General features: G+C 69.1%; 10 protein-coding genes. 2 read left to right on the top strand and 8 right to left on the bottom strand.

All coding sequences use genetic code 11. The annotated features are described in order from the left end of the window. Positions 1–11: 11 nt before the first annotated feature. The 5 genes from P9K36_RS07355 to rfbF are packed head-to-tail and all read right to left on the bottom strand — an operon-like array spanning position 12 to position 4614. Positions 12–902, bottom strand: coding sequence for an NAD(P)-dependent oxidoreductase (locus tag P9K36_RS07355; protein WP_278307264.1), 891 nt, complete (start codon positions 900–902; stop codon positions 12–14). An 8-nt stretch (positions 903–910) separates the two neighbouring features. Continuing rightward, positions 911–1456 carry a dTDP-4-dehydrorhamnose 3,5-epimerase family protein gene (locus P9K36_RS07350; protein ID WP_278306789.1) on the bottom strand — a complete coding sequence of 182 codons (546 nt, stop codon included), beginning with the start codon at positions 1454–1456 and terminating at the stop codon, positions 911–913. A gap of 4 nt (positions 1457–1460) precedes the next feature. Then, complete coding sequence (locus tag P9K36_RS07345; RefSeq protein ID WP_278306788.1) at positions 1461–2723, bottom strand: class I SAM-dependent methyltransferase; 1263 nt, start codon at positions 2721–2723, stop codon at positions 1461–1463. Beyond that, the gene (gene rfbG / locus P9K36_RS07340; protein ID WP_278306787.1) at positions 2720–3847 is read right to left on the bottom strand and encodes a CDP-glucose 4,6-dehydratase; all 1128 of its coding nucleotides are present in this window, start codon (positions 3845–3847) and stop codon (positions 2720–2722) included. Before rfbG ends, P9K36_RS07345 begins: the two co-directional genes overlap by 4 nt. Continuing rightward, positions 3844–4614 (bottom strand): glucose-1-phosphate cytidylyltransferase, encoded by a 771-nt coding sequence (gene rfbF, locus P9K36_RS07335; RefSeq protein ID WP_053622542.1) that lies wholly within the window; start codon positions 4612–4614, stop codon positions 3844–3846. Before rfbF ends, rfbG begins: the two co-directional genes overlap by 4 nt. 506 nt (positions 4615–5120) lie before the next feature. Between rfbF and P9K36_RS07330 the strand changes: the two genes are divergently transcribed. Further along, the gene (locus P9K36_RS07330; RefSeq protein WP_278306786.1) at positions 5121–5780 is read left to right on the top strand and encodes a hypothetical protein; all 660 of its coding nucleotides are present in this window, start codon (positions 5121–5123) and stop codon (positions 5778–5780) included. A 103-nt stretch (positions 5781–5883) separates the two neighbouring features. Here P9K36_RS07330 and P9K36_RS07325 read toward each other — a convergent pair whose 3' ends face one another. Then, the gene (locus P9K36_RS07325) at positions 5884–7299 is read right to left on the bottom strand and encodes a coagulation factor 5 8 type domain-containing protein (protein ID WP_278306785.1); all 1416 of its coding nucleotides are present in this window, start codon (positions 7297–7299) and stop codon (positions 5884–5886) included. Between the two features lie 171 nt (positions 7300–7470). Here P9K36_RS07325 and P9K36_RS07320 point away from each other — a divergent pair, with 171 nt between their 5' ends. After that, positions 7471–8922, top strand: a complete 1452-nt coding sequence (locus tag P9K36_RS07320; RefSeq protein ID WP_278306784.1) for a discoidin domain-containing protein — start codon at positions 7471–7473, stop codon at positions 8920–8922. Here the strand turns inward: P9K36_RS07320 and P9K36_RS07315 are convergent, their stop codons facing one another. Further along, positions 8923–9642, bottom strand: coding sequence for a CatB-related O-acetyltransferase (locus P9K36_RS07315; RefSeq protein WP_278306783.1), 720 nt, complete (start codon positions 9640–9642; stop codon positions 8923–8925). Continuing rightward, a complete protein-coding gene (locus tag P9K36_RS07310; RefSeq protein ID WP_278306782.1) occupies positions 9639–13601 on the bottom strand; it encodes a glycosyltransferase in 3963 nt (1320 codons plus the stop codon). Before P9K36_RS07310 ends, P9K36_RS07315 begins: the two co-directional genes overlap by 4 nt. Between the last annotated feature and the right edge of the window lie 96 nt (positions 13602–13697).

Genomic DNA, 13697 nt, shown 5'->3' with positions numbered 1-13697 from the left:
TCACATGTTTCCTACGGCCTAGAGTTGTGGGCCGTGAGCGTTGCGCGCAGGCCCGCGTCGAGGTCAAAGCGGGGCTGGAAGCCAACCTCCCGGTGCAGGCGGCTCACGTCAGCCTCGATGCAGGCCGGCTCACTGTCCGCGAGCGGACGGGCGCCGAAATCGATTAGGTCCGGCCGGTCGGTCAGGCGGCCGATCCGCTCCAAGATCGCCCGCACCGGCACCGCCGCGCCCGAGCCGACATTGACCGGCCCCACGACGCCCGCGTCCACCAGGGCCGCGAACGCCCCGGCCGCGTCCGCCACATGGCTGAAATCCCGGCGCTGGTGGCCCGGGCTGGTGCCGAAGCGCGCGCCCGCGGCCAGCGCCCGGATCGCGTCGCCCACCAGCCGGCCCGGCTTCTCCCCCGGCCCGTAAAGGAAGAACAGCCGCCCCCAGGCGAAGGACAGCCCGGTCTCGCCGGCATAGGCCTCGAGGATGCGCCGCGTCCCGTCCTTGGCGGCCCCGTACAGGGTGGCGGGGGCGCACGGCGCGTCCTCGCGCAAGCAGTCGGGGCCCCAGGCGTACTCGGCGCAGGTGCCGGCGACCACCGCACGAGCGCCGCCGGCCTCTCGGAAGGCGCGGACCAGCGCCAGGCTCGCCGCGACCCAATCGAGGTTGACGGCCGAGCGCCAGTACAGGCGCGGCTCGGCGTACCAGGCTAAGTGCAACAGATGACTCGCCCGAACGGCGTCGAGGACGTCTCGGACAGACGCCGCGTCCAGCAGGTCGACCGGGTGGAAGGCGACCTCCGCGGCCGGCGGGCGGCGGCCCAGGGCGTGGATCTCGAAGCCGCGGGCCTGGAGCGCCGGGATCGCGTGGGCGCCGACGAAGCCGGTCGCGCCGGTGAGCACGATGCGCCGCACGCTCGAACTCACACGACCGGGTCCGCGCCGGTCCAGGCCGGGAAGGCGAGGTCGCGCTCGGCGATCACCGTCACCGGCACCGGCCAAACCACGTTGAGCGCCGGGTCGTCCCAGCGCAGGCCGCGGGCCGCCTCGGCCACGTAGGCGCGGTCGATCATATAGAGCACCTCCGTCTCGTCGCGCAGCGTCTGGAAACCGTGCGCGAACCCCGCCGGGATGTAGAGGGTGGCCCGGTTCTGGGCCGACAACTCGACGCCGACGGCTTGCAGATAGGTCGGCGAGCCCCGGCGGAGGTCGACGATCACGTCGTGGATCGCCCCCATCGTGCAGCGCACGAGCTTGGTCTCGGCGTGCGGCGCCACCGCGTAGTGCATCCCCCGCACCGTGCCGCGGCGCAGGTTGAACGACACGCTCGACTGCTGGAACCGGCCTACCAGCCCGCGCGTAGCCAGTGTGTCCTCGCACACCGTCCGGGCGAAGAAGCCGCGCTCGTCCCTATGCGGGCTGAGCCCGATGCGGTAGGCGCCCACGAGCGGCAGCTCTTCGAAGGTCACGGGTTCACTCCACCGCGAGACCCGGGATGCAGGTCACGAACCGACCGCCCCAGGCGCGGATCGCCCCCATCTCATGCATGATCTCGGCCTTCAGGTTCCAGGTCAGGATCAGCACGTAATCCGGGCGCAGCTCCAGCAGCGCCTCCGGCGAGATCACCGGGATGCGGCTGCCGGGCAGTAGCGTGCCCTGCTTGTGCGGCGAGCGGTCGGCCACCGCCTCGACCAGCTCCGGGCCGATCCCGCAATAGTTCAGGAAGGTGTTGCCCTTGGCCGCCGCCCCGTAGCCGCAGACCCGCTTGCCCGCCCGGTGCTGCTGGATCAGGAATTCGAGGCTCGCGCACTTGATCTCGACCATGGCCTCGGCGAACCGCCCGTAGCCATCGGCCGAGAACAGCCCGCCGTCCCGCTCGTCAGCCAGCACCCGCGCCACCGCCGGCATCCGCGCTTGCGGACCGTCGGCGTGGCAGAAGAATACGCGCAGCGAGCCGCCGTGGGTCGGCAACTCCTCCACGTCGAACACCCGCAGCCCGGACCGCTCGAGGAGCCCCGAGACCACGCCGAGCGACAGATACGAGAAGTGCTCGTGGTAGATCGTGTCGAACTGCTTGTGCTCGATCATCCGCAACAGGTGCGGGAACTCGAAGGTGCCGGCGCCGTCGCGCTTCAGCAGCACCTCGAACCCGGCCACGAAGTCGAGGATGTCGGGGACGTGGGCGAGGACGTTGTTGGCCGCCATCAGGTCGGCGCTGTGCCCCTCGGCGAGCAGCCGCTCGGCGGTGGCGCGGCCGAAGAACGCGACCTCGCTCGGCACGCCCTTCTCGCGCGCCACGGCCGCGACGTTGGCCGCCGGCTCGACGCCGAGCACCGGCACGCCTCGGGCGACGAAGTATTGCAGCAGGTAGCCGTCGTTGCTGGCGACCTCCACCACCTTGCTATGCGGTCCCAGTCCGAAGCGCTCGGTCATGGCGGCGACGTAGCGCTCCGCGTGGCGCAGCCAACCGGCCGAGAAGCCCGAGAAGTAGGCGTAGTCAGAGAAGATGTGCTCCGGGCTCTCGAACGCCTCGAGCTGGACCAGCCAGCAACGCTCGCAGACATAGGCGTGGAGCGGGTAGGCCATCTCCCCGTGCCTCGCCCGCGCGAGCGGCACGTAGGAATTGGCCAGCGGCGACAGGCCGAGATCGGCCACTGTGCGCGCGAGCGGCGTGCCGCAGGCACGGCAGCAGACTCGATTCGCGGTGGCCGGAACGGTATCGATCGCTGCGCTCATGTCCGGTCCTCTGCTACTGCCAGCGCCTCGTAGCGCGCGATCTGGTCGAGTGTCAGCGCGGCCGCGTCCGCGCCCTCCCCTTGGGCCCGGTACCACGCCCCGGTCCAGTCCAACGCTTCGGCGAGCCGCAGCCGCCGGTCCCAGCCGAGATGCGCGCGCGCCTTCGAGGCGTCGACCTTGAGGAAGGTCGCCTCGTGCGGGTGCGTGCCGCTGGCGAGGCGCCACGTCGCTCCGGCACCCCAGCCTCGGGCGAGGCCGGCGACCACCTCGGAGACTGGTTGGCAATCCGCGTCGGCCGGCCCGAAATTCCAGCCTTCGGCGTAGCGCGCGCCGTCCTCGCCGCACAGGGCCTCGGCTAGGCGCAGGTAACCTGAGAGCGGCTCCAGCACGTGCTGCCAGGGCCGCACCGCGCCCGGCGCGCGGATCTCCACCGGCTCGCCCCGGCCGAAGGCGCGCACTACGTCCGGGACGAGGCGATCCAGCGACCAGTCGCCGCCGCCGATGACGTTGCCGGCCCGTGCGCTCGCGATCCGGGCCGGGTGTCCGCCGTCTCCGAAGAACGAGGCGCGGTACGCGCTGGTCACGAGCTCGGCGCAGCCCTTCGAGTTGGAATAGGGATCGCGCCCGCCCATCGGCTCGTCCTCGCGGTAGGCCCAGACCCACTCGCGGTTCTCGTACGCCTTGTCGCTGGTGACGATCACTACCGCCCGCACCGATGGACAGGCGCGCACCGCCTCCAAGAGGTGCACCGTGCCCATGACGTTGCTGGCATAGGTGCCGACCGGGTCGGTGTAGGACGGCCGCACCAGCGCCTGGGCGGCGAGGTGCAGGACGATCTCAGGCCGCGCCTCGGCCATGCAGGCGGAGAGTGCGGTGAGGTCGCGAACGTCCCCGATCCGGCTGTCGACGCGATCGGGCAGTTCGGCTAGCGTGCACAAACTCGGGTCGGTCTCCGGCACCAACGCGAACCCGCTGACCCGTGCGCCGAGGCGGCCGAGCCATAAGCTAAGCCACGCACCCTTGAACCCGGTGTGGCCGGTGAGCAGCACCCGGCGACCCGCCCAGAAGCCGGGATTGGGGTTTTGGGCGCGCGATGCCGCCACGCTCGCTACGGCGGCGCTCATGCCCAAATCATCCAGGGGGCGGCCTTACTTGCCCAGAGCGCCTCGAGCTGGTTCTTGTCGCGCAGCGTGTCCATCGCCTGCCAGAACCCGGTGTGGCGGAAAGCGTGGAGCTGCCCCTCGCGCGCCAGCCGCTCCAAGGGCTCGTTCTCCCACACGGTGGCGTCGCCCGCGACATAGTCGAGCACCCGGGGGTCGAGGACGAAGAAGCCGCCATTGATCACGGCGCCGTCGCCGGCCGGCTTCTCGCGGAAATTGCGGATCGCGTCTCCTTCCAGTTCCAGAGCGCCGAAGCGGCCAGGCGGCGCCACGGCGGTCAGCGTCGCCAGGCGGCCGTGCGCCTTGTGGAAGGCAGCGAGTGCGGTCAGGTCTACGTCCGAGACGCCGTCGCCGTATGTCATGAAGAACGGTTCAGTGCCGAGATAGGACCGCACGCGCCGGAGCCGGCCGCCGGTCATGGTCTCGGGTCCGGTCTCGATGAGCGATACGCTCCAATCCTCCGCGCCGCTGCGGTGAAACTCGATTGCCCCCGTACCGGTCTCGACGGTCACGTCGGACAGGTGGAGGCGGTAGTTGAGGAAGAACTCCTTGATCATGTAGCCGCGGTAGCCAAGGCAGATCACGAACTCGCGCACGCCATGGGCCGCGAATCCCTTCATGATGTGCCACAGGATCGGCTGGCCACCGATCTCGACCATTGGCTTCGGGCGCGTCCCGGTCTCCTCCGACAGGCGTGTCCCGAGCCCGCCCGCCAAGATTACCGCCTTCATCCGTCCCTCTCCGGCAATCCCAACGGTCCCGCCCGATTGCAGCCGCCGTCCCGCTGGAGCGTCGAGGGCGCATTGACCTCGGCGAAGGGACAGGTCTTCCAATCAGATCCCGCGCGGCTTACGCGCGAAGGCCGATGCTGTTCAACCCGCTGTTCCACCCGTCATCTATCGTTTGCCGGCTCACAAGTCTCCCGACCCGGCCTCCCGGCGCCGTCCAAGGCGGATCGCTCGCCTAAGCTTCCGACCGGGCTTGGGTGCGGGCAGCCGCCTGTTCAAGAGAAGCCCCTCGTCACACCGGGCTCCAAGCTCTATCAGCCTCGATACGAACGCCCGCGCTCCGCGCCGCGCAGGCCCCACGCCGTCGGAGTTGCCCGAAGACTATGTCGATCCGGACCGCCGCCGTCATCTACCTCGCCCGCGGCTACGACGCCGATCACACCGACCGGTTTCGGCGGTTCGTAGCCTCGTACCGAGCGCACCCCGCTGGGCACGATCACAAATTCTACGTGATCTTCAAGGGCTTCACCGACGCGGCGCAGCGCGTGGCGGCGGCGGAGATCTTCGACGGCTTGCCGTTCGAGGCTATCGAAACCGACGACCTCAGCTTCGATCTCGGCGCCTACGCGGACGCCCTGAGGAGCGTAGGTGAGGATCACATCTGCTTCCTCAACACGAACTCGGAGATCAACGCGCCGTTCTGGCTCGCCAAGCTCCTGCGCAATCTGGACACGCCCGGTGTCGGCATGGTCGGCGCGACGGGCTCCTTCGAGAGCCTGCATTACATCAACCGGTTGTTTCCGGCGTATCCCAATCCTCACCTAAGGACGAACGCCTTCGCGATGCGGCGGGAGCACGCCCAGGCGCTACTTGCCACCTACGCCATCACGACCAAGCTCGACGCATTCTTCGCGGAGAGCGGCCCCGATGGCCTGACACGCCGGGTCTTCGCGCTTGGCCTTACCTGTCTTATCGTCGGTGCCGATGGCCGCGGATACGCGCCGCCGCTCTGGCCCGACAGCGAGACATCCCGTCAGGGACAGCAAGCCAACCTTCTCGTGCACGACAACTACACGCGTGGCTTCGAAACGAAGGGTCCCCGCGAGCGCGCGGAGCTCACCTCCGCATCCTGGGGACGCGCGATCCCAGTGTCGGTGGTCGAGGCCTGAGCGCCGCCTAGGGCTGGTTGGCGCAGACGAGCTATCGGTGCCAGACGCATCCCGATTCGATTCGAAGGCGCGCCGGCTCAGCCGGCGAGGCCGCGGCGCCCGCTCACAACCGGTTGTCGAAGGCCAGCTTCTCGGCCGGATACTCGATCATCAGGCGGCGCTGGGCCTCGGAATTCGCCCACTCCCCGATCTTCATGTACCCGCCGCCGACATCCCGGACTTCGATGGCTTGGCCCACCGTCTCGATCGTCTGGAAGCCCTGCGGCCAGTTGCACGAGAAGTAGAACACCTGCTCTACCCGTTCCGAGACGTGGCAGACACCGGGTCCGAACGAGCCGAACCCGAAGACGAGGTAGCGGCCGTTGGCGATCGCCGCGACGTCGTCGGCCAGCGTGCCGCTCTGGGTCCTCAACGGCAGGCCGATGCGCGCGATATGGTCCTCCAGCGCCGGGATCACCGGGTTCGCCCGGTTCTCGAACACCATCTTGACGGATCGGATGCGGCCTTCCGCCATCAGGCGCTCGATGACCATCCGGTAGAAGGCCAGCGGCGGCTGCGGGTAATTCGGGTCGATCCAGGTGCTGAAGATGTCGCCGGAACGGATGTGGATGATCAGCTCGTCCTCGGGCTTGGCCGGAAACACCGCCGGCAGGCCGTTGAACAGGGGCCGGATGTACGTGTGGACGATCGCCCGCATGGGCAGCGGATCGTGCGCATCCACCACGGGTTGGAATGGCGTGTCAAAGAACATCCCGGACAGGAAGTTGCCGTCGTCCGGCAGCGGCTCGTCGGCGGGGATGAAGGTGATCCCCGCGCAGGTCAGATGCTCCTTGAGGAAGATCACTTGGCTCCGGTCGATCTTCGGGATCTTGACGTAGCTCAGCCGGAGCGCGCGCGCGACCGCGATGGCGATTGCGTACTGCACGAGGCAATTGCCGAAGGCACCGTTCTCGAGGAGCGCGATGCCGACCAGCGCCTTCGAGCGCGGCGGCTCCGCGCTCACTAGACTATAGGAAGTGTGCAGCACCGCTCCGGCATGCTCGTGGAGGATGTTGAAGGCGACGCCGAGCTGGGCGCGGAATACGATCAGATCGAGCGTCGTCGCTTCGCACCAGACGTGCAGCCGCGCGCGGGCCGAGGCGCTTCCGGCGGGGACGACGGCGCGGACGTGGCGCGCCCATCGCCCCTCCCCGGCCGCGATCACTGCACGGATCTCCCGGTCCGCCGCGGACCGAGCCGCGATCGGCGGCTCCGACCAAGCGCTGCCGTCCTGTGAGAACGCGAGCCGCAGATCGGTTACGACCTCCGACCGACGCGCTCCGTCCAGGCTGACCGAGACGGCGTGGATCGGGAACCGCACGCCGAGATCGACCACGAGCGTGAGCGACTCACCAGCTCGATCCGGTTCGGCCGGGCCCCCAGCGGCGGGCGCCGGCGGGGCCCCCTCCACCGTCCGGATGATCTCCCGGGGGGCCGCGAGATCGACGAGGTCTTCGATCCGGTCGGCTGCTTCGGCCATGCGATGCACTCGTTCGCCCCTTTGTCGGTCGGCGGGTGGCGTCACGCCGGGCCCGATCGCCTAGCTGGATGTCGCGCGGCAAGGCAAGCCGGGGCCGCCCCGATCGGACGGCCGCCGCGGCGGGAGACAAGGCGGTTGACCGCGCGCGCGCCAGCTGCTCAGACCTCGACGATGACCGCGCCCTTCGACCACCCGGATCTCTACGTCAACGTCGCCCTCGGCAAGCCGGCGACGCAGAGCTCCCGGCCAGCTTGGTGCCCGCTGGGTCCGGACGGACTGGTCAACGGCGATTTCAGCCAGGAGTACAACGCCCATACGGACGTCGACCAACCGGCTTGGTGGCAGGTCGACCTCGGGCAGCGCCTCCCGCTGTCGGCGGTCGTCGTCCACAACCGGCGTGAGGTGGCGCGGGAGGCCGCCCGCTCCCTCCGCGTCGAGGTGTCGGACGACGGGGCAGCCTGGACCCTGATCCACGCGGGGCTGACGCATTTCCGGGCGCGGGGGCAGGCTATCCCCCTGCAGCTTCCGCTCGCCGGGCTCGTCTGGGCTCGGTTCGTCAAGCTGTCGCTCGACGAGCCCCAGCCGCTGGTGCTGACCCAGGTTGAGGTGTTCGTCGAGCGCCCGGCCCTCGAACTGATCCGTCTGCGGGAAGAGCACGACCTCGATATCCCGCTCCTGGCCGAGACGCCCGGCGCGGTCGAGCAGATGAGCTACGCTCTGGTCGGCGCGCCTGGCACCCGCGACCGTCCGCTGATTGGCGTGTCGCTCGTGCTCAACGCCGCCCTCGGCAACGGCTTGATGCAGCACACCATGGCGATCGCCGTCGCCCGCCGGCTCGGTCTACGCTACTTCAAGCTTGCCACGCGGGAGAGCAGCGGGGTGATCGCGCGCACCGAGCCGGTGGATCTCGGCGGTCTCACCTTCCTGCCGGGCCCCCATCCCCTGCCCGAGGGCGGCTGGTTCCTGGAGGGCTATTTCTGGGAGCTGGAGCACCACGCGCGCTTCGCCCGGGACCTGCTGACGCCGCACGACAAGCGCGAGATGGTCCGTACCATCATCCACCCGCTCTACAATCTGCTGCCGCCGGTGTTCGCGCCGAAGCCGGACGACGAGCTGATCATCCATATCCGCTCGGGCGACGTGTTCAGCACCTGGGTCAACGCCGCCTACATCCAGCCGCCGCTGGCCTTCTACACCCTGGTGATCGACCGCTTCCGGCAGGCGGGCCGGATCACGCGCGTCAAGCTCGTCTACGAGAACCGCCTCAACCCGGTGATCGACGCGCTTGAGGCGCATCTCAGCGCGCATGCGATCCCGTTCACCGTCCAGAGCGGGAGCATCGTCGAGGACACCGCCGCCCTCGTGAACGGGCGTCACCTCGTCTTCGGGTTCGGAACCCTGGGGCCGGCGATCTGCTACCTGTCCGACTCGGTCGAGACCGTGGTCTCGTTCGCGAACGGCTACGATCACAAATTCCGAGAGATCCCCACGGTCAAGAACGTCGTCGAGGTGACCGACGCGGGGGATTACATCCGGCCCGGCGGCTGGAACAACTCGCCCGAGCAGCGCCGGGTGATGATCGAGTATCCGGAGTCGAACCTGCGCCTCGAGGGGACGATCTGATCATGCGCCCGGTATCAGCGACTGGATCGGGATCCGCTCCGGACGGTATTCCTGCATGCCCCCGGCGATCCGCTCCTCGACGGCGTCGAGGAATTTCTCCGGGTCGGTGATCGAGCACTGGCGCAGGTCCCAGAAGGCGTAGCGCCACCATTGCACCTTCAGGTAGCGCTCGATCAGCGCGTCGGGGAAGCGCATCTTCACGATCCGGGCCGGGCTGCCGGCCACGATCGCGTAGGGCGGCACGTCCTTGGTCACCACCGCCATGGCGCCGATGATCGCCCCGTCGCCGATCGTGATGTCGGGCATCAGGAAGGCACCGTGGCCGATATAGACGTCGTTGCCGATGCGCACGCGCTTGGGCCACAGATAGGGGCCGCAGATCTCGTAATCCTCCGCCCGCGGGTCCAGGCGGTCGAACACCGCCGAGTGGTGCGTGTAGAACAGCGGCGAGGTCGAGCCGCAATGGACCGGGTGGCTGCCGCGCCCGACCTGGACGCTCTCGCCGATCGAGCAGTAGCGGGCGATGTCGGCGCCGAAATAGTAGCCGCTGACCGCGTACGAGAACGCCCCCATGGTGAGGCAGTAATCGACGCCCATCCACTTGATGCTGCACGGCGGCTCGAAGACGCAATCTTCCGGCAGGCCGAACGGAGCCGGATGCAGCACCGAGATGCCGCGGCGCAGCATCTCCTGCTTCATGTCCTCGTTGACGGAGATCATGCGGCGTCCTCGTCGACGGGATGTCGGGTTGCGGCCGGCGCCGGGTCCAGGCCGTAATAGTCGCGCATCAGGTCGTCGTATTCGGCCGCCCGGATGGGGCCGCGAATCCGCCCGCGTGGCGAGATGTCGATGTCCATGAGCCGGTCGTTGAACGCGGTCGGATCGTGGATCAGGGCATAGGGCAGCACGTGTCCGTGGGCGTAGCCACGCAGCCGCTCGCTCTGCGCGCCGAGGCCGAAGGCCACCACCGGCAGGCCGGTGCGCAGCGCCAGGGTCAGCGCGTACGAGTAGGTTTCGGGCCAGATCGCCGGCAGCAGCACGAGGTCGGCGAACGATCGCGCCGTCAGGTCAAGAGCCTCGTCGTCGCTCATGTAGCGGCCGGTCTCAGTGATGCCGACGGCCGCGAGCGCCGGACGCAGAGCCGGGTCGGAGAAGCCCACGATGGTGATGTCGATCGGTAGGGCCCGATCCCGCGCGTCGGTGGCCAGCGCCTGAAGGAAGCGCGCACCCTTCATCATGTTGATGGCGCCGAGCACCGCCACCCGGCGCCTTCCCTCCCCGCGCTTGTGGATCGCCGGCCGGATTCGGCGGTCCGCCTCGAAGTGAGGCCGGACGGTGATCGCCAAGTCCGGATAGACTGCGTTGAGCCGCCGTGCCGTGTCCGACGAGGGCGCGAACACCTGCGCGGCGCCGGCCAGGAAGGCGCCGAACGTCGTCCGCCGCTCCTCCGGATCCGGTTCCTCACGGGCCTCCCCATCCGCGGTCATGCAGCCCCGGCAGACCGGAACGGGTGCGAGCCCGCAATAGGTGCCGTCGGGCTGGACTAGATGGTTGCGATGGCAGACCGGCGAGAAGTCGTGCAGCGTCCAGGCATAGGGGCGCCCCGCCTCGGTGACCAGCCGCATCATCGTCCGCACCGCCGACCAGCGCAGGCCCGCCAGCGAGTGCACGTGGATCAGGATCGGCGCCAGCCAATCGAGGAACTCGGCGACCTGAGCCTCGTCACGGATCAGGGACAGGCTCTCGATCGTCGGCAGGTAGAGGTTCTCGGCGCTGCGGTACGAGACGTTGATCTGGATGTTGCGGTCGCGGTCGACCGAGATCAGCACCACGCTGACCCCCTCGCCCTGCAGGCGCGCGATCATGTCCTCGATGTGCCGCTGGATGCCACCGCCCCAGCTGTGGGTCACGAACAGGACCGCTCGGCTCCGGAAGTGTCGGGCCAGCCGGTACAGATCGATCCGTGCCCGGGTCTGCCGGCCGGGATCGGCGGCCACGAACTGGCCGACCACGGCCGGGTAGTCGGGGTGCTTGGCCAGCAGCGCCACCTGACCCTGGTCGTACTCGCCGCCCTCGTCGAGTCCGAACGAGATCTGGCCGGCGTGGTAGACGAACACGTCCTCCGCGAGCAGGTTGACGAAGCCCGCCTTGATGGCGCGCATGCACCAGTCGTTCTCCTCGCCGTAGCCCTTGCCGAAGGCGACCTCGTCGAGCACGCCCACGGCCTCGAGGGCTTCCTCGGTCATGTACATGCAGAAGCCGACGCCGGTGGGCACCGCGACGGCGCGGCCTCGGTTGATCCGCGACACGACCGCGTCGAGCTCGGGCCGCTCGATCTCGAGCCGCATGCCGTTGTTGGCGTTGAATTTCGGGTAGCTGCAGATCGTGGCGTTGTTGGAGAGCGGGGTCACGCTGCCGATTTGCGGACGGGCGCGCGTGTGGGCGACGAGCCGGTCGAGCCAGTCGCCGAAGACCTGCGCGTCGGAGTTGAGCAGGACCACGGCCTTGCCCTGGCGGAGGCCGAGGCCGCGATTGACCGAGCGCACGAAGCCGAGGTTGTGCTCGTTCTCGACGAGGTGGAACAGGCCGCGGCCGGCGAGGTCGGCGAGGTCTGCGGACAGCTCCGGGTCGGGCGAGCGGTCGTTGATCGCGAGCAGCGTGAACCGGGTCTGCTGCCGGGCGACGAGGCAGGCGTGAATGGCGCGCAGGGTCTCGCCGCGACCCTTGTAGACCGGCATGATTACGACGACGTCGGCCTGCGCGATCGGCAGGGCTTGCGGCAATCCGTTCCAATCGGCTGGCTCGGGGGCGAGCATGGGCGGCCAAGTGCCGAGATCCTCCGGACAGGCCATCAGCCCGGCGGCCCGGCCGGTCCGGACGTAGTGCAGGAACGGCGACTCGCCCGCGGCGAGCAGGTGACCGTAAGCCTTGCCGTAGAAGTCGTACGAGAAGGTCTTGTTCGGAAGCCGACCCTCGTGCTGGCCGTGGGCGACGAAGTGGGCGAGCGGGCCGCCCTGCGCGCCGGCCACGTCCGGATAGCGCTTGGCGTAGAAGGCGGCGTCGAAATACGGCTCCATCAAAAGAGCCTCGTCCATCATCGCCTCGTCCGCGTCTGAGGGCGGCGTACCATAGCGCGGGTCGAAGCCGGTGCCGATGTCGACGCCGAGCATCAGCGCGGTGGCGAGATGGTGGATGAACGGCGCGACCCCGGTCTCCAGCACGTATCCGTGCTGGTCGAGATAATCCCGCCCGTTGAAATCCGCGCGCGGGTTGCGTCCCATCCGCCAGCCGCGCTCGCAATAATCGCGGATCGCGTCGACCTCGTCGGGCACGCCGTAGCGCCGCCTGTAGAAGGCGTGATCGAAGTGTAGGGCCGCCAACGCCGCCTGCAGCCGCAGGTAGGCCTCGCGGTCCACCGGTTCGCGGCCGATCTCGGCGATCCAGCCGGTATCCTCGACCGGCGGCGTGTCCGGGCGGAACCCGCATACGCGAAGCAGCGTGTACAGCGTCGCGTGCTCCGGTCCCGGGTCGCGCCCCTCGCGCCAGCCCACGCTGGCGAAATGCACGTAGGGCCGGATGCCGCTGCCGCGGACGTCGGCATAGGTCGTCCGGTACCAGTCGTCGTCGACCGCGGGGAAGCTGATCCGGCCTGGGCTCTCGAATGGCGTCTCGGCGGAGATAAGCGTCTCCGCGATGTAGCGGAAGAATGGATCGCCGCGAACCGCGCGACTCTCCGCGCGCTCCTGCACGAAGCCCGCCGGGTCGAACTCCTGGCGGGGGCTGCGCATCTGGCGCCACTCGCCGGCCGCGTAGGCGCGCAGCAGCTTTTCGTCGGAACGCTGATCGGTCCGGCCGCGATAATAGGCGGCGTCGAAGTAGGGCGCGATCGTCTCGATCCGGAACGAGACCGCCTCGTCCTCGCTCAGCGGCCGCGCCTTACCGCCATGCATTACGTAATGCAGCAGCGGATTGTCCGTCGTGTAGCTGAGGCCGCGGGTCAAGCAGTAGTACGGGAGGTCGAAATGGGGCGATGGGTCACGGCCCTCGCGCCAGCCCGAGTTCATGTAGTGATCGCTCGGATCGACGCCCGCCGCCCGGAGATCGGGATTGCCGGCGAGATAGTAGTCCGGGTCGATCAGCCGACGTGCGAGGCGGGCGGCGCGACGGGCGTCGGGCCGCGGGATTGCATCGACCCCGTGGCCGAGCCGGGTCTGCAGGTAGTGCAGGAAGGGATTGATGTCGGTGTGACGCAGGAAGGGATGCGCCGCGAGGTACTCCGCCGTCGAGAAATCGGGGCGGGGGTCGCGGCCCTGGCGCCAGCCGTTGCGCAAATAGTCGCGCAGCGCCGATGCTCCTCCGATCCCGTACCAGCTCTCGTAGAACGCCGCATCGAAATGCGGGGCTAGGGCTGCGAGCTGCTCGGCCTCGGACGTTGGGTCGGTCGAGGGCGGAAGGCCGCCGCGGGCGGCGAGGCGCACCAGCGGATTGCGGCTCGCGCGCGTGTCCGGTGCGCCAGCCCAGCGGTGATAGAGCCCGTCGAGGCCGCTCAGTGCTCCCTCGCCGTGACGCCAGCCCGCGCGCAGAACGCGCGCGGTTCCGCTGCGCAGGATCTCCTTGCCGATACGGCGGCCGATGCCGGTCAGGCCCTTGCGACGGCTCCATGTAAAGTTGAGCGCCATTACGGCACCTCTCGGCTCAGGGGTGACGTGCCCGCGCTCATGGGCCTCGCGAGCGCGATCGGGTCGATTCGACTCATGGCGTCTTGGTGTTGAGAA

The sequence above is a fragment of the Methylobacterium sp. 391_Methyba4 genome (assembly GCF_029691625.1).
Classification (GTDB): domain Bacteria; phylum Pseudomonadota; class Alphaproteobacteria; order Rhizobiales; family Beijerinckiaceae; genus Methylobacterium; species Methylobacterium fujisawaense.
The sequence above is the reverse complement of the archived record's forward strand: the minus strand, read 5'-3'. Positions and strand labels throughout refer to the sequence as shown.

Bases quoted from the DNA above. Each gene is read 5' to 3' on its own strand.
- P9K36_RS07345 (WP_278306788.1), bottom strand. From the start codon at position 2,723: ATGAGCGCAGCGATCGATACCGTTCCGGCCACCGCGAATCGAGTCTGC.
- P9K36_RS07325 (WP_278306785.1), bottom strand. From the start codon at position 7,299: ATGGCCGAAGCAGCCGACCGGATCGAAGACCTCGTCGATCTCGCGGCC.
- P9K36_RS07310 (WP_278306782.1), bottom strand. From the start codon at position 13,601: ATGGCGCTCAACTTTACATGGAGCCGTCGCAAGGGCCTGACCGGCATC.
- rfbG (WP_278306787.1), bottom strand. From the start codon at position 3,847: ATGAGCGCCGCCGTAGCGAGCGTGGCGGCATCGCGCGCCCAAAACCCC.
- P9K36_RS07320 (WP_278306784.1), top strand. From the start codon at position 7,471: ATGACCGCGCCCTTCGACCACCCGGATCTCTACGTCAACGTCGCCCTC.
- P9K36_RS07315 (WP_278306783.1), bottom strand. From the start codon at position 9,642: ATGATCTCCGTCAACGAGGACATGAAGCAGGAGATGCTGCGCCGCGGC.
- rfbF (WP_053622542.1), bottom strand. From the start codon at position 4,614: ATGAAGGCGGTAATCTTGGCGGGCGGGCTCGGGACACGCCTGTCGGAG.